Genomic DNA, 18,671 nt, shown 5'->3' on the forward strand with positions numbered 1-18,671 from the left:
TCATGAGGGGAATGCGCTTTTCGTCATCCTGAGCGTAGCGCGTAGCGCGAAGTCGAAGGATCCTTAACTTTACGCACAAGGTTAAGGATCCTTCGACTTCGCGCTACGCGCTACGCTCAGGATGACGGAGGACCCGCCAAGGACCGCTCAGGATGACGGAAAGCTCACGCGATCTGGCGCAGGAGGGCGGGCAGCTCGGCCATGGTGTCGATCACGGCGTCGGCGCCGGCGGCAGTGAAGGCGTTGCGCGCGGCGGTGCGGGCGGCGGCCTTGTCGGCGTCGGACAGGGCTTCGAACTCGTCCTGGCTCAGGGCCATCTGGGAGCTGCCCTCGGTCACGCCCACGGTGAAGACGCCGGCGTTCTTGCCTTCGCGGATGTCGGAGAGGGTGTCGCCCACCTTGACGGCCTTGCGCACATCGGTCACGCGCAGGGTCTTGAGGTTCTCGAACACCATGTACGGGTAGGGGCGGCCGAAGCCGTCGGTGCCGTCCGGGCTGATCCAGAAGTCCGGCGCGTAGCCCTGCTCGGCGGCCTTGGGGACCACGATCTCCATCATCTTGTCCGTGTAGCCGGTGGTGGAGCCGATCTTGAGGCCCATTTCGCGCAAGGTCGCAACGGTGTCCACCACGCCCGGCTTGGGGGTGGCGAACTGGTCGAGGATGGACAGCAGCTTCGGCTCGAAGTGCGCGTACACACTGTCCACGTCGGCCTCGGTGGGGGCGGCTCCGTGGGCGTCCTCCCAGGCGCGGGCGATGCGGTCCATGTGCAGCATGGTGGAGATGTGGTCGTGCTTGAGCATGCCCATCGGCTTGCGGGTCTCGTCCATGGTCGGCTCGATGCCGAACTCCTTGAACGCCTCCTGGAAGGCGCGCACGGGGGCGAAGCAGCCATAGTCCACGGTGGTGCCGGCCCAGTCGAAGATGACGGCCTCAAAACGGGTGCTGGTCATGATGGTTGTTCCTTTCAGCAAGATTGGATTCGATCGGCTGCGGCTCACGCGGTGAGCTTCACGGTGACGGGGGCGGCGGCCTTGATCGGGGCACCGGCGGCGTCCATGGCGGCGATCGCCTCGGGGACGGAGGCGGAGCCGGTGGCGGGCTCGAGCAGGCCGCGCTCGCCCATGTACATGGCCAGCAGCTCGGTCACCTTCTCGATGTCATCGGTGTAGATCTCGCCGATGTTGCCCAGGCGGAAGGTCTCCTCGTCGGTGAGCTTGCCCGGGTAGATGGCGTAGCCGCGCTCCTTGATGAACTCGTACATGTCGTGGAAGTCGAACTTGGTGTTCTGCGGGTAGAGGAAGGTGGTGATGATCGGGCCCTGGTGGTCGTGCAGGAACAGGCGGAAGCCGAGGGCCTTCATGCGGGCGATCAGCAGCTCGTTGTTGAGCGTGTAGCGGGCGGAGCGGGCCGGGATGCCGCCTTCGGCGAACATCTCATCCAGCGCCTTGGAGAAGGCGAGCACCACGTGGGTGGGGGAGGTGAAGCGCCACTTGCCGTTGGCCTTTTCCAGGGTGTTCCACTGGTCCCACAGGTCCAGGGACAGGCTGCGCGCCTTGCCCTTGGAGTCCTCGAGCTTGGCCTTGTTGCAGATGATGAAGCTGAAGCCGGGCACGCCCTGGATGCACTTGTTGGCGGAGGAGACCAGGAAGTCGATGCCCCAGTCGGCCACGGGGATGTCCACGCCGCCGAAGGAGCTCATGGCGTCCACCATGAAGGTCTTGCCGTGCGCCTTGGCCACGCGGGCCACGGCCTCGATGTCGTTGAGCAGGCCGGAGGTGGTCTCGGAATGGATCATGGACACGTGGGTGATGGACGGGTCGGCGTCCAGGTATTCGGCCACCTTGGCGGCGTCCGGGATGCGGTCGTACGGCTCGGCGTACTGGGTGAAGGCGATGCCGGCGTGGCGGCAGATGTCCGCCTGACGATCGCCGTACGCGCCGTTGGTGCACAGCAGGACCTTCTCGTCCTTGCCGATCACGGAGGTGAGCACGCTCTCCACGCCGAAGGTGCCGGATCCCTGCATGAGCACCACGGTGTAATCGTCGGCGTTGCAGTGGGCGAGCTCGAGCAGCTGGCGGCGGATCTTCTGGGTGATCTGCTGGTAGTCCTCGTCCCACGTGCAGTGGTCGAACAGCATCTCCTCCTTGACCGTGCGGGTGGTGGTCAGCGGACCGGGGGTGAGAAGCTTGTATTCGGTGTTCATCATTGCTTCCTTTCTTGGGGGTTGGAAGAGCGCTGTTCCGGAACTTTCCGGGCGCGATTCTAATAAACTATGAAGTTTTTGGTAAATCTACGTAGTCTACAAAAGACCAATGGAGTGTCATTTGTAGTTGGCGTAAGGGGGCGGTTGCGGTTGCGGGGCTGGTGACGATGTGGGCACAATGGACACCCGTTGTGCCCACATCGTCACCAGCGTTTGGGAGGGGCCCGCCCGCCCGGACTGGTCGGCCCGGACTGGTTGGCCCGGACAGGCGGCGGCTACCTCGGCGGACTACTCGTCCTGCGCGACGCGCTTGCAGGCCGAGGAGAAGTCCTGATGCTCCTGGAGCAGGTCAACCGTCAGGGGCTTCGGGAAGTTCTTCGGGTTCTTCGAGGCGTTCGACGCGGCCTTCTCGCCCTGGTAGAGCGGGGTCGGGTAGGTCTGCAGCAGCTCGGCGCGGCCCTTGTCGATGATCACGGCGGCCATCTGCTGCGCCTTCGGGTTGGTGGCGCGGCCCTTGTCCAGCACCGCCACCGACTCGGTCAGCGCGTAGTTGCCCTCGGTCGGATCCACGAAGTCGATCGGCAGGCCCTTGGCCTTGTCCGCCACGGCCTGGTGGCGCAGGCCGAAGCCGATCGCCACCTCGCCCGAGCGCACGGCCTTCAGCGGGCCGGAACCGGACTGCTCAAGGTGCGGGCCGGCGTTGCGGTAGATGTCCGTGAGGATCTTCCTGCCCTCGTCGCCGGTGCCGTAGGCGTCGGCGATCGCCTGGACCATGAGCCAGCCGGTGGAGGAGCCCTCCATGTCCGGCACGGAGATCAGGCCCTTGTACTTCGGATCGGCCAGATCCTTGAGGCTCTTGGGCTCGGGGACGCCGGCCTCGGCGATCGTCTTGGTGTTGACGATGATCGCACCCTCCTGCGCGGTGGTGGGGGAGCGGTACGCCGGAGCCTTGGAGTTCTCCGAGGTGCCCAGCAGCTTCGACTTGACGTCCGTCAGATCCGCGAACATGTGGTTGCGGTCCTGTGCGGAATCGACGTAGTAGGAGCTCATCGTCAGCATGTCCGCCTCGAGCGCCTTGCCCTCGGCCAGCATCTTGCCGCCGAGCTCGGAGGTGCCGAAGCTCTGGATGATGTACTGGTTCTTGAACCCGTTGTTGTCCAGCGCGTTCTGGAAGGCCACGATCGCCTCGTCGTCGGCGTTGGTGTAGATGACCACCTGGCCGTTGGCGGAGGAGGCGGTCGCACCGAATCCGAACGCCACCAGCAGGACGGCCAGCACGGCGGACAGCGCGCCCGTGAAGATGTTGCGGGCCTTGCGGTTGCCGGAGGTGGGCAGCGGGAAGTCCGGGTTGCCGGAGGCGCCGGTCTGCTCGATCGCGGTCTGGCGGGCGTCCGGACGGACCGCGGCGGAGGCGACGGCCACCTGCGGGGCCTTCACCTTGACGGCGGCCTTGGCCTTCTCGCGGCTGCGGTCGCGGGTCAGGAAGGCGGTGAGGCCCTTGACGACGAGGTTGGTGACCAGGATCAGCAGGGACAGCGCGAAGATCTCATCGAACTTCGCCACGTGCTGCAGCGCGGAGATCTTGGTGGTGATCACCTGCGTGCGGGCGCCGGTCAGGAAGACCACGGCGGAGATCGTGACCATCGCGTTGACGAAGTAGTAGCTGAACACCTGCAGGATGGTCGGTAGGGCGTTCGGCGTGACCACGCGCACGATCGTCTTGATCCAGTTGTCGCCCATGAGCTTGGCCGTGGTCTCCCACGAGCCGTTCATCTTGGTGAGCGAGTCCTTGATCATCTGGTACGGGGTGGCGAAGTAGTGCACGATGTTCGCCGCGATCAGGATCCAGAACGTGTTCTGCAGCGAGGTGCCGGAGAAGACGAACAGGAACGCGATGCCCAGGACCATGCCGGGGACCGTGTTGATGATCGAGCTCATCGCGTCCACCGTGCGGCGGGCCCAGTTCGGCAGCTTGGAGCGGGAGGTGACCAAGCCGGCCGCGTAGGCGAACAGGCAGCCGATGATGGCGCTCATCACGGCCACGTACAGCGAGTTCGTGTACACCTGCGTGAGCTCCGAATCGGTGAACAGCGCGGTGATGTGGCTGAACGTGAAGCTGGTGTTGAACGGCCACTCGGAGACGAACGGGATGAGGATGATCACGGCGAACAGGGACAGCACGCACACCAGGGTGACGATGGAGCCGATGCCGCACAGCCAGTCGCGCTTCTTGCCCTTGGGCAGCTCGACCTGCGAGATCTTGTTGTAGCGGATCGCGAAGCGCTCCAGCACGGTCACCAGGATGATCGAGATGATCGACGGGATCAGCATCACGACGGCGATCACGGCGCCTCGGTTGAAGTTCGGGATGGAGCCGAGCATCTGGTTGAACAGCGTCATGGCCAGCACGTCGTACTCGCCGCCCACCGAGGTCGGGATGCCGTAGTCGGTGAACGCCAGGAAGAAGGACTGGATGAACGCGATCGCCATCGTGCCGATCAGCGGGCGGACCACGGTGTTGAGGAAGGTGGTCCACGGCTTGTCGCCCATGATGTGCGAGACGATGATGAACTTCTTGTCCACGAACTGGAAGCTGTTGTTGATCAGCAGGAAGCAGGTGGGCAGCGTGTAGATCACGTAGCCGATCAGCAGGCCGTTGAAGCCGTAGATGTCGAACGGCTGGAAGCCCAGGAGCCTGGTGATCAGGCCCTGCTTGCCGAAGGAGTAGATGATCGCGAAGCCGTACGTGATGGTCGGCAGCAGCATCGGCACCTGCGTGAGCAGGGTGATGGCCTTCTTGAGCCCTTTCGGCACGTTGGTGCAGTTGACCGTGTAGGCCAGCAGGAACGCCAGCAGCACGGCGACCAGCGCGGAGGTGGCCGCGACGATCAGCGAGTGGGCCACCGAGGTGCCGAATTCAGGGCGGGAGAGCACCGCCCAGTAGTTGGACATGGTGGCCGCGCCGTCGCCGGTCTGGAAGGACTTGACGATGACCGTGACCAGCGGGACCACGAGGAAGGCGAGGAACGCCACGGACACGACCACCAGCAGGGTCCACAGCTCGGTCTGCTTCGGGGCGCGCGGCCTGCGCTCGTGGTTGGAGATCTCCGGGGCTACGTTGGGCAGTTGCTTGCCCGCCTGGATGGATTCGACCGACATTGGGGATCAGGCCTCCGTGGTAGCGGCGACGGGCTTGACGTCGCCCTCGTTGAACAGGGTGTAGATGTTGTTGCGCTTGACCTCGAGCTGGTGGAGGATGAACTTCTTGACGAAGTCGTTCGCCGGGTGCTCGATGATGTTCTCCGGGGTGTCGTACTGGGCGATCTTGCCCTGGTTGATGATGAGGACCTTGTCGCTCATCGTGCAGGCCTCCTCCGGATCGTGGGTGACCATGATGGTGGTGAGCTTGTACTGCTCCACGATCTGCTTGATCTTGGCCTTGATGGACTCCTTGATCACGCCGTCCAGGGCGGACAGCGGCTCGTCGAGCAGCAGCAGCTTCGGCTTCATCACGAGCGTGCGGGCCAGGGCCACGCGCTGCTTCTGGCCGCCGGAGAGCTCGTCGATGCGCTTGTTGAGGTGCTCCTCAAGGCCCAGCAGGGAGATGAGCTCCTTGATCTCCTTCTCGGAGGAAATGCCCGGGTTGTTGCGCAGGCCGTACGTGATGTTCTCGTAGGCGGTGAGGTTCGGGAAGAGGGCGTAGTCCTGGAACACGATGTTGAAGCCGCGCTTCTCCATCGGCACGTCCGTGAGGTCCTCGCCGTTGTAGATCAACTGGCCGCTCGTGGCCTCGGTGATGCCGAGGATGATGTTGAGCAGCGTGGTCTTGCCGCCGCCGGAGGGGCCGAGGATGGACATGATCTGGCCGTTGTCCAGCGTGAGGCTGATGCCGTTGAGGACGTGGGTGTCCCCGAACGATTTGGTGATGTTCTTGAGTTCGAGCATATTCCTTGACCTTCGTGCTTCTCTGTTGGTGCGCGGCCGTCCCCCTCCGAAACTGCATGGACGTTTCGGGTCGCGCTGGATCGGTATTCAGTTATGAGGTTGTGTGTTTTGGTTGGTTTGGTTTTGGTTTTCGGTCCCTTCCGGGGCCAATTCCATAATCGCGCGGCGAAGGGGGCCCATTCGGGTTGCCGGGGAAAAGGTTGTTCAAACTACGGTAAACAGCAAGTTAATCTACGTGGAAAGTGTGTAGTCTACGTAGCCTTTGGGGAATGCTGCGCCGTGGTCGGATCCGGACAATGGCTGGGTCCGGCGGTTTCCTGCGGCTCGCGGCGCATGGTGGCATGCCTTGCGGCTCGCGGCGCGCTTTGTGCTGTCCGCTGTGCGATCAGTCGGCGGCGTTGCCGGGCTGGAAGGCGCGGTCGGAGATGGCGCGGCCGGAGGCGTCGAGAACGCTCGCGTACCGCGTGTAATCGGTGAGGATCACGCCCATGTAGAGCATGTCCACCACGGCCGAATGCGAGATGCGCGAGAAGATCGCGTTGCCGTAGATCGTGTGCGAATCGCGGCCGGCCAGCAGGGTCACATCGGCCCAGTTGGCCACCGGCGTGCCGGCGTTGTTGGTGATGCCCAGCGTGGCCGCGCCCTGGTTCTTGGCGAGCCGCAGGGCCTTGACGGTGTCCGACGAGCTGCCGGAGTAGGAGATGGCCACGGCCAGATCGGCCGGCGTCAGATGGCTGGCCGAGATCTGCTGCAGGTACGGATCCTGATGCAGACGGCACTGCAGTCCCAGATAGCTGAGCTTGACGTTGAGGTCGGCCGCGGGCGCGAGCGAATCCTCCACGGCGTAGATGTCGATCACGCGCGCCTTGGCGATCTGCGTGACCGCACGGCGGAAGGCCTTGATATCCAGCGTGCCGAGCATCTCGTTGAGGATCGTCGTGGCGGCCGCGACGGTTTTGTGGGGCACATCGTCGGGATTGTCCCACGGGTGAAGATTGAAGCCCTCGAGCGGGTTGAATGCAGTATCGTCGGCCGATTCGAGGCTTGTGGCCGGATGCGCGACCGCATAGCGGAACTCCCGGTAGCCGTTGAACCCGAGCTTGCGGGCAAAGCGAATCACCGTGGGTTGGCTGACCTCGCACTGCTCGGCCAGTTGCCCTACGGTGAGCGAACCGATGACGTCGAGGCTGCTGCGCACAAAGGCCGCAACCTGCTTCTCCGCCGGATGAAGCGTGGGGTAGATACGGTTGATGCGCTCGATGATGTGCGATGTCGAACCCATTGCTCCTGACTCCATCATGTTGGACGGCTCTACGTCTCCCAGCATAAAAGAACGCGGAGGTACGTTGCGCCGCCGTAGTTGAAGCACAGGTGAACTTTTTCGGAAGATCGGCGCACGGGCGAGGCGGCCTTTCGCCGCCCCCGTCATCCTGAGTCGGTCCCCTGCTATCCTGAGTCGGCCTCTCGGTCATCCTGAGCGCAGCGAAGGATCCTTAACCTTTGTGCATTGCGTCATCGCGCATCCAATCCGCTCATTTTGCGCTCCCGGATTCGCAGAATGAGCAGATTCCTTGCGGTGGGGCCGGTTTAGGGGCCGCAGGGCATCGGATTCGCTCATTCTGTGTCTGCGGATTCGCAGAATGAGCGGATCCATTGTGATGGAGCCGGTTTAGGGGCCGTAGCGCATCGGATTTGCTCATTCTGTGTCTGAGAGGTTTGGCCGGGTTCGGTTAGGCGTTCGTCGGCATTGGATTTGCTCATTTTGCGTGCCGATGAGTCGTCTGATGAGTCGTCCCGGCGCCGTGCGGTTGCCGTACGATGCAACATTGCGGGCTGTGCGGGCCGGAATCGGGAATTCGCAGCACTATCGGGTCGTTTTTCGGCCGGATTTCGGCCCGATAGTGCTGCGAAGAGCCGGAATCGGTCCGCACAGCCCGCAATTATCCGGTTCGGTGACGATTGTTCGGTCATCCTGAGCGGAGCGAAGGATCCTTCGTCATCGTGCAGAAAGTATTAGTGCACGAGGTTAAGGATCCTTCGACTCCGCTGCGGTGTCCGGCTGCGCCGGACCGTCGCCGCCTTGGCAGCGGCTCGACCGCAACTGCGGTCGGCCTGCGGCCGCGGCTTCATTCGCTCACTGTCGTTCGCCCTCGCCTGCGAACGCCGCCGGCGTTCGCTTCACGGCTCGGCCTGCCTACGGACAGCCCACCGGGCTGTCCGCTTAACGGCTCAGTGCTCAGGATGACGCGAGGGCAGTCATCATCCCCAAGGATGAGGCGCCGCGCGGGTCGCCTTGTCATAATCATCCCGACGCATGAGGGCGGGGCGTGGGAGAATCGGGCAGACTGTAATCACTGGGCGGGCAAGGGTTGCCGGCCCCGGACAAACGGCCGAAAGGAGGCCATGATGTTGGATGTGAATCTGCTGTCGCAAATGGGTCTGCTCGTGGTGGGAGGCCCGCTGCTGATCTTCGGCCTCGTGTCGTTCGTGCTCTCCGGCGTCGCGTATGGGGTGCGCACGATGCGCAGGCTGCCCGCGTGGGAGGGCATGACCCGCCCGCTCATCTTCCTCGGCGTGCTCATGGTGATCTTCGGCGCGGCCGTGGTGATGCCCGCCCTGCCGATGCTGCTGCGGATCATGGCGTAGTTTCCCTACGTAGTTGTGTGCACGATCCGGCGGTCGATGGTGATCGATGACGTTGCCGGCCGACTGTAAAATGGTCGGAATACAAGCCCTTGGCGCTCATGGCGTCAGGGGCTTGTTTTGTTCCGACCGTCGGAAAACTACGTAAAATACATAGTGCTACGACGTCTGATGTCAATGTAGCGTTCACTTTCGTTTGAGTGTGTTGGTTGCCTTCCGTTCACTTTCACGCTGTTTCATCAGGAGCCGTCGGAGAGAAAAAACGAAGTCAAAACAAGTCAGGCGGAACATCTGTGTCTGAAATCATTCTTAGGAACGTCGGGAAGACGTATGACGGCCATACCTATGCCGTCAAGGGCGTGAACCTCGACATCAAGGACAAGGAATTCGTGATTCTCGTGGGCCCCTCGGGCTGCGGGAAGAGCACCACCCTGCGCATGATCGCGGGGCTGGAGGACATCAGCGACGGCGAAATGTGGGTCGACGGCGAGCTGAACAACTATCTCGACCCGCAGCAGCGCGGCCTGTCCATGGTCTTCCAGAGCTACGCGCTGTACCCGAACATGAACGTGTACGACAATCTGGCCTTCTCCCTCAAGATCCGCGGCATCGCCAAGGATCAGATCGACAAGCGCGTGCGTCAGGTGGCCGAACTGCTGCAGATCACCGACTTCCTCAAGCGCTACCCGGCGGCCCTGTCCGGCGGCCAGCGCCAGCGCGTGGCGATCGGCAGCGCGATCATGCGCAAGCCCAAGGCCTTCCTCATGGACGAGCCGCTGAGCAACCTGGACGCCAAGCTGCGCGCCCAGATGCGCGTGGAGCTGCAGAAGCTGCACCGCGCGCTCGGCACCACGATCATCTACGTCACGCACGACCAGACCGAGGCCATGACTCTGGGCACCCTGATCGTGGTCATGCGCCACGGCGTGGTTCAGCAGGCCGACAAGCCGACCGTCGTCTACGACCACCCGGCCAACATCTTCGTGGGCGGGTTCATCGGCCAGTACAGCATGAACTTCATCAACGCCACCGTCCGCCAGGAGGAGGGCCGCACGGTCCTCGTCTTCGAGAAGGAGGACGGCCGCACCGATCGCGGTGAGGTCGAGGTCCCCGGCGAGCGCGGTGCCCTGCTCAAGGAGCGCTACAACAACCAGCGCGTGATCCTGGGCATCCGCCCCGAGCACATCTACGACCGCGCCGACGCCGAGCGCCTGGGCTTCGCGTCCATGAGCCGCGGAATTTCCGAGACCGTGACCGCGCGCGAGATGCTGGGCGCCGAGGTGATGCTCTACTTCATGCGCCAGGGCGTCAAGCAGTCCGCCCGCATGCGTCCGGACAACAGCACCAAGGTGGGCGAGTCGATCGACCTGTTCTACGACCCGTCCCAGATCCACGTGTTCGATCGCGAGACCGAGGCCAGCGTGTTCGCGGAGCTCGACGCCCGCGACGACGCGGCCAAGGCGGCGGACGACGCACAGAAAGAGGAGGTGGGCGCATGAGTGACGCCCAGTCGGCCGCCAAGGCCGTAAGCGAGGCGCGCGCGGACAAGGGCGCGGCGCCGATCAAGGACAACCCGCCGCGCAAGAGCGGCATCGCCCCGTACCTGTATTTGGTGCCGAGCTTCGTGATCTTCGCGGTGTTCCTGTTCTACCCGTTCTTCAAGACGATCTGGCTGAGCCTCTACAAGACCAACAAGCTGGGCCAGGCCAAGATCTTCTACGGCATCGGCAACTACGTGGACCTGTTCATGTCCGACTGGTTCCGCAACTCCATGGTGGTCACGCTGGTGTTCGTGGTGATCGTGGTGGTGGGCGCGATGGCGCTGGGCCTGATCACCGCCGTGCTGTGCAACAAGGCCTTCCCGGGTCTGCGCGTGTTCAGCACCGCGTACGCCCTGCCGATGGCCATCGCCTCCAGCTCCGCGGCCATGATCTTCCAGATCATGCTCCACCCCTCGGTGGGCATCGTCAACAAGCTGCTCGGTCTGGACATCAACTGGCTGAACGACCCGAAGACCGCCCTGTGGTGCGTGGCCCTGGTGACCGCGTGGCTCAACAGCGGCATCAACTTCCTGTACTTCTCCGCCGGTCTGGGCAACATCGACGAGACGATCTACGAGCGCGCCTCCGTGGACGGCGCCAACAGCTGGCAGCAGTTCGTGCACCTGACGCTGCCGGGCCTGTCGCCGATCATGTTCTACACGCTCGTGGTCAACATCATCCAGGCGTTCCAATCCTTCGGCCAGATCAAGATCCTGACCGAGGGCGGCCCCGGCGAGGCGACCAACGTGATCGTCTACGCCATCTACCGCGACGCGTTCTTCAACTACAAGTTCGGAGCGGCCTCCGCCGAATCCGTGATTCTGTTCATCATCGTCATGATCATCACGCTGATCATGTTCCGCATCGAGAAGAGGGGTGTGAGGTACTGATGACCAATCCAGTCCAGGGACTCACCGTCAACGACCCGGTGGCGCCCGCCTCCGTGGTCCTGCATCTCAACAACGCCACCGAGGAGCAGCTCAAGGCCCTCAAGGAGACCATGCGCCAGAAGGCCGTGGCCCGCCGCCGCGCAAGGCTCACCGGCCGCGTGCTCATCAACATCCTCGTGGCCCTTGTGGTGCTGCTGCCGCTGCTGTACTGCCTGTCCGTGGCGTTCATGCCCTCCGGCGAGCTGTTCACCACCGAGATGAACCTGCTGCCCAAGCACCCCACGTTCGAAAACTTCGTGGCCGCGTTCAGGAACATCCCGCTGCTGCGCTTCATCATCAACTCGTTCGTGGTCTCCGCGGTCATCACGATCGGCCAGGTGCTCACCTGCTCGCTCGCCGCGTTCGCGTTCTCCTTCCTCAACTTCAAGGGCAAGAACGTGCTGTTCATGGTCGTCATGGCCACGATGATGGTCCCCGGCGAGGCCACGATCATCTCCAACTACCTGACCGTGGGCGGCTGGGGCATGCTCAACACCTATGTGGCGCTGATCGTCCCGTACCTGACGAGCGCCATGGGCATCTTCCTGTTCCGACAGTTCTACATGTCCTTCCCGATGTCGCTGTACGAGGCGGCCAAGCTCGACGGCTGCTCCGACCTGCGCTTCATCTGGTCGATCCTGCTGCCGCTGACCAAGGGCGCGATCGGCGCCATGAGCGTCTACACGTTCATCAACGCCTGGAACATGTACATGTGGCCGTTGCTGGTGACCGGCACCGACGACATGCGCACGGTGCAGATCGGTATCGCCATGCTCGACTCGGTCGACTCTCAGTCGATCACGCTTATGCTGGCCGGCGTGGTGATGGTCATCGTGCCGTCCATCCTGATCTTCATCTTCGGCCAGAAGCAGCTCATCCGCGGCCTGTTCAGCGGCGCCGTCAAGGGCTGACCGGATCAGCCGGCAGTCCGGTGGACTGCCGGCCCGGTCGGCCGAGCGGCCCGCCAAGGGACGCGAGGTGGCATTGAGCCCCGCCGGAAGGCGGGTCGCTGATTGCGGCCTGATCTTCAAGATTTACCCCATCAATTGGCAATTACAGGAAAACAAGGAAAAGAAAGAATCATGCAGTTCTACAAGAAAGCGATCGCCGCTCTGGCGTCCGTCGTCATGATCGGCTCCGTCGCCGCCTGCGGCCAGTCCGTCTCCGACCAGCAGGCCGGCGGCACCGGCTCCGACGCCGTCGACGCCACCATGGCCGCGGCCAACGAGGTCTCCGGCACCAACATCACCTTCTGGCACTCCATGGGTGGCGTGAACGGCGAGGCCATCAACACCCTCGTCAAGAAGTTCAACGACGAGAACAAGCTCGGCATCAAGGTCACCGCCCAGTATCAGGGCGACTACGACGACTCGCTGAACAAGCTCAAGAGCGCCCAGATCGGTAACATGGGCGCCGACCTCGTCCAGATCTACGACATCGGCACCCGCTTCATGGTCGACTCCGGCTGGATCATCCCGATGCAGGAGCTCGTGAACGCGGACAACTACGATCTGTCCAAGATCGAGCCGAACCTGGCCGCCTACTACACCGTGAACGACAAGCTGTACTCCATGCCGTTCAACTCCTCCACCCCGCTCATGTACTACAACAAGGACATGTTCGCCAAGGCCGGCATCACCGAGGTCCCGGACAGCCTTGAGGGCATCGAGAAGATCGCCGACCAGCTCGTCAAGCAGGGAGGCGCCGGCGAGGCCATGTCGCTGAGCAACTACGGCTGGTTCTTCGAGCAGTTCCTGGGCAAGCAGGGCCTCAACTTCGTGAACAACGGCAACGGCCGCAAGTCCGCCGCGACCGCGGTGGAGTTCGACTCCAACGGCGGCGGCAAGAAGATCCTCGAGACCTGGAAGCGCCTGTCCGACTAGGGCTTCGCGCCGAACGTGGGCAAGGGCGGCGACGCCGGTCTGCCCGACTTCTCCTCCGGCAAGTCCGCCATCACCTTCGGCTCCACCGCCTCCCTGAAGCAGGTGCTGCAGGACGTCAACGGCAAGTTCGAGGTCGGCACCGCGTACTTCCCGAAGATCTCCTCCTCCGACAAGGGCGGCGTGTCCATCGGCGGCGCCTCGCTGTGGGCCCTGCAGAACAAGGATCCGAAGAAGCTGCGCGCCACCTGGGAGTTCATCAAGTTCATGATCTCCCCGGAGTCCCAGGCATACTGGAACTCCCAGACCGGCTACTTCCCGGTCACCGTGGCCGCCCAGGACGAGCAGGTCTTCAAGGACAACATCGCCAAGTACCCGCAGTTCCAGACCGCCATCGACCAGCTGCACGCCTCCTCCAAGGAGTCCGTGGGCGCTCTGCTGAGCGTGTTCCCGCAGGCCCGCCAGACCGTGCAGGGCGAGATCGAGAACCTCCTCGGCGGCAAGGAGGACGTGGACACCGCCGTCAAGAACATGGCGGACAAGATCAACAAGTCCATCACCGACTACGCCGAAGTCAACCAGTGATCATGATCCGATGATCTGATTCCGGTCCGGCCGGATTTCACGGAAAGGCTCCCTTCGCGGGGAGCCTTTTTGCTGTGAGGGCGGGGTGGTGCGGGCCGTGCTCTGCGCATGCCTTGTCACACGCCGCGTCACGCACCCGGTCACGCACCATGTCACGCGCCCGGTCACGCCTGTAGTAGAAACGGACGAAAAAGGCCATAAAATCGTCCGTTTTTACTACATAGGCGTGACGCGGGGCGTGGAATCGCCAACACGGGACTCCTCCGCATCCCGATCTGCCCAGTTTATGGCGTCATGATGCAACCTGGACAGTGCAAACTGGGCAGATCGGGCCGCATGATTTACAAACTGGGCAGATATGGACGTCTAGCAGCCAAAATCGGCCTCCAGATGACCGGATCTGCCCAGTTTGCAGACGCTGCATCCCGATCTGCCCAGTTTGCGCAGAGTGGCGGGCTGAGTGGCTGCGGAATAATGAGCGAAGCCTGCCTACCCCCGTCATCCTGAGCGCAGCGAAGGATCCTTAACTATCCGCACAAGTCTAAGGATCCTTCGACTCCGCGCTTCGCGCTCCGCTCAGGATGACCGGGCTGTCCGATTCACGGCTGAGTGCTCAGGATGACCGGGCTGTCCACTTCATCCAGCATGACCGGCGTGCGGACCGCCGCCCGATTCGCTCATTCTGCGATGCCCGAAGCGGGACTCCGGCGGGGGAAGGGGCTATCATGATCCGGGCGCAATCCGGGCGCAATCCGGGCGCGACCGGCTCTCGGCAATCGCATGGTCATGGCACACGGCAAGGAGGGACATGGGCACGACATCCATCAGACGGGACGCATTCAGGGCGGCCTTCCCGCTGACCGTGCCGATCGCCGCCGGCTTCCTGTTCCTGGGCTGCTCGTATGGGCTGCTCATGCACGCCAAGGGGTTCGCGATCTGGTACCCGCTGGCCATGGCGTATTTCATCTTCGCCGGGTCCATGGAATTCGTGACCGTCAATCTGCTGCTGTCCGCGTTCAACCCGGCGGCCGCGTTCCTGCTCGCGCTCATGGTCAACGCGCGGCATCTGTTCTACGGACTGTCGATGCTCGGCAAATACCGCGGGCTCGGCTGGAAGAAGCCGTATCTGATCTTCGCCATGTGCGACGAAAGCTTCGCCATCAATTCCAGCGCGCGCATTCCCGACGGCGTGGACCGCGGATGGTTCATGCTGTTCGTCTCGCTGCTCAACCGCTGGTACTGGATCGGCGGCACGGCGCTGGGGTGGCTGGTGGGCGGTGTGCTGCCGTTCAGCACGCGGGGCATCGAATTCGTGCTCACCGCCTTGTTCCTCACGATCTTCCTCGACCAGTGGATGGGGGAGCGCCGCCACATTCCGGCTCTGGTGGGCGTGCTCGCCTCGGTGGTCTGTCTGGCGGTATTCGGTCCGGGCGGGTTCATGATCCCGGCCATGGTCGCGATGCTGGTGCTGTTTCTGGTGCTGCGGCCGTATCTGGACGATGCGCCCAAGGCGGGGTCCGCACAGGCCGTCGGGCCCGCAGGATCCGCAGCGTCCGGCGCACCCGATCCGAAGGGGGATGCGCGATGACGATGACCGTCTGGCAGGCTGTGGCGACCATTGCGGTGGTCGCACTGGGCACGATGCTCACCCGATTCCTGCCATTTCTGGTGTTTCCGGATTCCAAGCGCCCACCGCGGCTGGTGGAGTATCTGGGCCGAGTGCTGCCCTATGCGATGACCGGTCTGCTGGTGGTCTACTCGCTCAAGGACGTGCAATTCGCGTCCGGATCGCACGGCATCCCGGAGGCGGTCGCGATCGCGGCGATCATCCTGCTGCACTGGTGGAAGCGCAATATGCTGCTGTCGATCGGCGGCGGAACCGTGCTGTACATGATCCTCGTGCAGTTCGTGTTCGTGTGACTGGTGGATCGGGCGGGCGGGCAAGCCGGCAATCCGCGGCCAAAAATGCGGGCTGCGCGGGCCGACATCCGCAATTCGCAGCGCAATCGGGCCGTTTTTCCGCGGATTTTCGACCCGATAGTGCTGTGAATCGGCGATTTCGGTCCGCGCAGCCCGTAAATCGGCCGTAAATCAGACGTAAATCGGCCGTAAGTCAGCCCGTCATTTCATACAAACCTGCTACAGTGCGCGGCATGAGCGCACACATCGAACACATCGACCCCGCGGATGGTCGCAGCCAAATCATCGCCCGCCGACCGGTGATCGGCATCACGCCGCTGATGGACATCGAGCGGGACAGCTACTGGATGCTGCCCGGCTACATGACCGGCGTCGAGGCGGCGGGCGGACTGCCCATCATGCTGCCCTTGACCGCCGATCCGGGCCAGCTGCGCCAATTGGCCGGACTGTGCGACGGCCTGCTGTTCTCCGGCGGGCAGGACGTGAATCCGGAACTGTACGGCGAGCGGCCCGCGGACAAGTGCGGGGCGATCTGCCCGCAGCGCGATGCGATGGAGCGGGCGCTGCTGGACATCGCCCTTGAGGCCGACAAGTCGGTGCTGGGCATCTGCCGCGGTCTGCAGTTCATCAATGCGGCGCTTGGCGGCACGCTTTGGCAGGACCTGCCCTCCGAACGCCCGGACAGTCCCGTCGACCACGATATGAAGCCGCCGTACGATGCTCACCAGCACCAAGTGGATCTGATCGCCGGCACGCCGCTGGCTGATCTGCTGGCCGATCTGCTCACGCCGGATAGGCCGGACGGATTGAACGCGCAGGGGATGCCGGCTGCGCAGGGGATGCCGGCCGCGCCGGGCGGGCTGAACGGGCCGGATGTGCGCACGATCGGCGTGAACAGCCGCCACCATCAGGCGGTCAAACGGCTCGCCGACCCGCTCAGGCCCATGGCTGTGAGCGAGGATGGGCTTGTGGAGGCCGCGTGGATGCCCGGCAAGCGATTCGTCTGGGGCGTGCAGTGGCATCCCGAGCACGCGTGGCGGACCGACGCCGCATGCCGCGCGATTCTTGGCGCATTCGTGAAAGCGGCCGGGGCAGATGTGGCCAATGCGACCGGAATCGACGGAATCGCCGGAATCATCGGGACGCCCGAATCCGGATCGGTCAGGACTGCACGATGAGCGCCGCCAACTCCTTGGATGCTCAGATCCGCCCGATCACCGGCCGCCGGCGCATCATTGCCGCGGTGTGCGTGCTGGCGATGCTCGCCATGCTCTACTGGTGGGGCTGGGGCACAGGCATCGAGGTGGCGATCCGCGATCTGGTGGCCGACTCCGGCGCGAACACGTCGGGCACGGTCACTCTGGCCGGGCAGATGAGACGGCTCGCCGGCAACCTGCTGTTCACTGCTGTGGCTGCCGTGGCATTCTGCACGGTGCGCCGGCTCGCGTGCGGATTCGCGTTCATCCGGCCCGCCAAAGCGGTCGAATCCGCCAGTCCGGTCGGCGGTCCCGTCTCAGGCCCCACCTCCGCCCTCCGCCGCTGGTGGGACGCCGGCTTCGCCTACTGCTTCTGCATGCTGGCCGGTTTCGCCGCCATCGACGTCGCATCGGCCGTCCTTGGCACCACGTTCCACAGCTATCCGTTCGGCACGCGGTATGAAAGCGCTTGGGCCGCGACGATCTACCTGATCAACATGTTCTTCGCCGGGCCCACGGAGGAGCTGGTGCTGCTGGGGCTCGCGGTGATCGGTCTGAGATGGGTGGGCGCGCCTTGGTGGCTTGTGGGCACGGTGGCGGTGTGCCTGCGCGTGCCGTTCCATCTGTACTACGGATGGGCCGCGTTCGCGATCGCCGTGTGGCCGGTGCTGGCCGTGCTGCTGTTCCGCCGCGTGGGCATGATCACCCCGATGATCGTGGCCCATGGCATGTACGACGTCTCCACCTCGATGACCAGCCTGACTGTGGTCTTCGGCTCGAACTGGCCGCTGGTCGTCTCCGGGCTGATCGTCGCCACGCCGGTGGTCTGGCTGGTGGCGACGATCGTCGTGCGCATCCGCGATCGTCGCGGGCGCGCGCGGGCTGCACGAAAGGGCAACGCGCGTCGGGCTTGAGCGCTAGGCCTCCTCGTGCCAGCGCGGATTCTGGCCGAAGGTGTAGCCCTCCGGATTATCCATCGCGGCGATCGCGGCCATGTCCTCGTCGTCCAAGGCGAAGCCGGTCAGATCCAGATTCGCGCGCTGGCGGTCGCGGTGCGTGGACTTCGGGATCGCCACGTCGCCGAGCTGGATGTGCCAGCGCAGGATCGCGGCCACGGGGGAGACCTGGTGCTTCTCCGCGATGCGCAGGATCGTGGGATCTTTGAGCATCTGGTTGGCGCGGCCGAGCGGGCTCCACGCCTCGGTGATGATGCCGTGCGCCTCGTCGTACGCGCGCTGCTCGGCCTGCTGGAAGAACGGGTGCAGCTCGATCTGGTTGACCGCCGGGGTCACGCCGGTGGCGCGGATGAGCAGATCGATGTGGCCGGGCAGGAAGTTGCTCACGCCGATGTGCCGCACAATGCCCTGTTTCTGGGCATCCACCAGCGCCTGCCACGCCTCCACGAACTGGTCCTGGGACGGGTTCGGCCAGTGGATCAGGTACAGGTCGATGTAGTCGAGGCCCATGCGCGCCACACTCTCCTCGATGGTCGCGCGGGCTTGGTCGTACTGATGGTGGCGGCCGGGCAATTTCGAGGCGACGATGATGTCCTCGCGCGGCACGTCGGATTCGCGGATCGCGCGGCCCACCACGCCCTCGTTCTCGTAGTTGAACGCCGAATCGATGAGCCGGTAGCCCACTTCGAGCGCAGACTTGATCGCCTCAACGCCGGCGAAACCGTTGACCTTGTAAGTGCCGAAGCCGATCGCGGGCAGTTCGAGACCATCGTGTGCGCGGCGGGTGGGAATCGCCGGCGGTTCAAGCATCGTCATGCCGTCCTCCTTGGAAATGGCTGGAATGGAGTGTCCCCTTCATGGTAATACTGGGAG

14 protein-coding genes and 1 pseudogene are annotated in these 18,671 nt (G+C 63.8%); 9 read left to right on the forward strand and 6 right to left on the reverse strand.

Translation table 11 applies throughout. The annotated features are described in order from the left end of the window. Nucleotides 1-164: 164 nt before the first annotated feature. From phnX to EMO90_RS02055, 5 genes are all read right to left on the reverse strand, one after another. Nucleotides 165-950: a phosphonoacetaldehyde hydrolase gene (phnX, locus tag EMO90_RS02035; protein WP_150353885.1), complete on the reverse strand. Its 786-nt coding sequence runs from the start codon at nucleotides 948-950 to the stop codon at nucleotides 165-167. Nucleotides 951-994: 44 nt separating this feature from the next. Beyond that, nucleotides 995-2,206, reverse strand: a complete 1,212-nt coding sequence (locus tag EMO90_RS02040; protein WP_223849730.1) for a 2-aminoethylphosphonate--pyruvate transaminase — start codon at nucleotides 2,204-2,206, stop codon at nucleotides 995-997. 285 nt (nucleotides 2,207-2,491) lie between these two features. Beyond that, on the reverse strand, nucleotides 2,492-5,362 hold the full coding sequence (locus tag EMO90_RS02045; protein WP_190971984.1) for an extracellular solute-binding protein: 2,871 nt from the start codon (nucleotides 5,360-5,362) through the stop codon (nucleotides 2,492-2,494). A 6-nt stretch (nucleotides 5,363-5,368) separates the two neighbouring features. Continuing rightward, on the reverse strand, nucleotides 5,369-6,148 hold the full coding sequence (locus EMO90_RS02050) for an ABC transporter ATP-binding protein (RefSeq protein WP_150353884.1): 780 nt from the start codon (nucleotides 6,146-6,148) through the stop codon (nucleotides 5,369-5,371). A gap of 385 nt (nucleotides 6,149-6,533) precedes the next feature. After that, entirely contained in the window at nucleotides 6,534-7,430 is an 897-nt protein-coding gene (locus tag EMO90_RS02055) for a MurR/RpiR family transcriptional regulator (protein ID WP_150353883.1), read from the reverse strand. 1,121 nt (nucleotides 7,431-8,551) lie between these two features. Between EMO90_RS02055 and EMO90_RS02060 the strand changes: the two genes are divergently transcribed. From EMO90_RS02060 to EMO90_RS02100, 9 genes and pseudogenes are all read left to right on the forward strand, one after another. Next, nucleotides 8,552-8,794: a hypothetical protein gene (locus EMO90_RS02060; RefSeq protein WP_150353882.1), complete on the forward strand. Its 243-nt coding sequence runs from the start codon at nucleotides 8,552-8,554 to the stop codon at nucleotides 8,792-8,794. A 290-nt stretch (nucleotides 8,795-9,084) separates the two neighbouring features. Beyond that, the gene (locus EMO90_RS02065) at nucleotides 9,085-10,290 is read left to right on the forward strand and encodes an ABC transporter ATP-binding protein (protein ID WP_150353881.1); all 1,206 of its coding nucleotides are present in this window, start codon (nucleotides 9,085-9,087) and stop codon (nucleotides 10,288-10,290) included. Next, entirely contained in the window at nucleotides 10,287-11,222 is a 936-nt protein-coding gene (locus EMO90_RS02070; protein ID WP_150353880.1) for a carbohydrate ABC transporter permease, read from the forward strand. Before EMO90_RS02065 ends, EMO90_RS02070 begins: the two co-directional genes overlap by 4 nt. Further along, nucleotides 11,222-12,172 (forward strand): carbohydrate ABC transporter permease, encoded by a 951-nt coding sequence (locus tag EMO90_RS02075; protein WP_150353879.1) that lies wholly within the window; start codon nucleotides 11,222-11,224, stop codon nucleotides 12,170-12,172. Before EMO90_RS02070 ends, EMO90_RS02075 begins: the two co-directional genes overlap by 1 nt. Before the next feature lie 351 nt (nucleotides 12,173-12,523). After that, nucleotides 12,524-13,726 (forward strand): annotated as a pseudogene (locus EMO90_RS02080) (ABC transporter substrate-binding protein). A gap of 808 nt (nucleotides 13,727-14,534) precedes the next feature. After that, nucleotides 14,535-15,314: an AzlC family ABC transporter permease gene (locus EMO90_RS02085; protein ID WP_150353878.1), complete on the forward strand. Its 780-nt coding sequence runs from the start codon at nucleotides 14,535-14,537 to the stop codon at nucleotides 15,312-15,314. Further along, entirely contained in the window at nucleotides 15,311-15,646 is a 336-nt protein-coding gene (locus EMO90_RS02090) for a branched-chain amino acid transporter permease (protein ID WP_150353877.1), read from the forward strand. Before EMO90_RS02085 ends, EMO90_RS02090 begins: the two co-directional genes overlap by 4 nt. A 233-nt stretch (nucleotides 15,647-15,879) precedes the next feature. Then, entirely contained in the window at nucleotides 15,880-16,824 is a 945-nt protein-coding gene (locus EMO90_RS02095; protein ID WP_223849729.1) for a gamma-glutamyl-gamma-aminobutyrate hydrolase family protein, read from the forward strand. Continuing rightward, a complete protein-coding gene (locus EMO90_RS02100) occupies nucleotides 16,821-17,756 on the forward strand; it encodes a CPBP family glutamic-type intramembrane protease (protein ID WP_150353876.1) in 936 nt (311 codons plus the stop codon). The genes EMO90_RS02095 and EMO90_RS02100 overlap by 4 nt, the downstream gene beginning before the upstream one ends. Nucleotides 17,757-17,759: 3 nt before the next feature. Here EMO90_RS02100 and EMO90_RS02105 read toward each other — a convergent pair whose 3' ends face one another. Further along, nucleotides 17,760-18,608, reverse strand: a complete 849-nt coding sequence (locus tag EMO90_RS02105) for an aldo/keto reductase (protein WP_150353910.1) — start codon at nucleotides 18,606-18,608, stop codon at nucleotides 17,760-17,762. Nucleotides 18,609-18,671 lie beyond the last annotated feature (63 nt).

This window comes from Bifidobacterium vespertilionis, from assembly GCF_008698145.1.
Classification (GTDB): domain Bacteria; phylum Actinomycetota; class Actinomycetes; order Actinomycetales; family Bifidobacteriaceae; genus Bifidobacterium; species Bifidobacterium vespertilionis.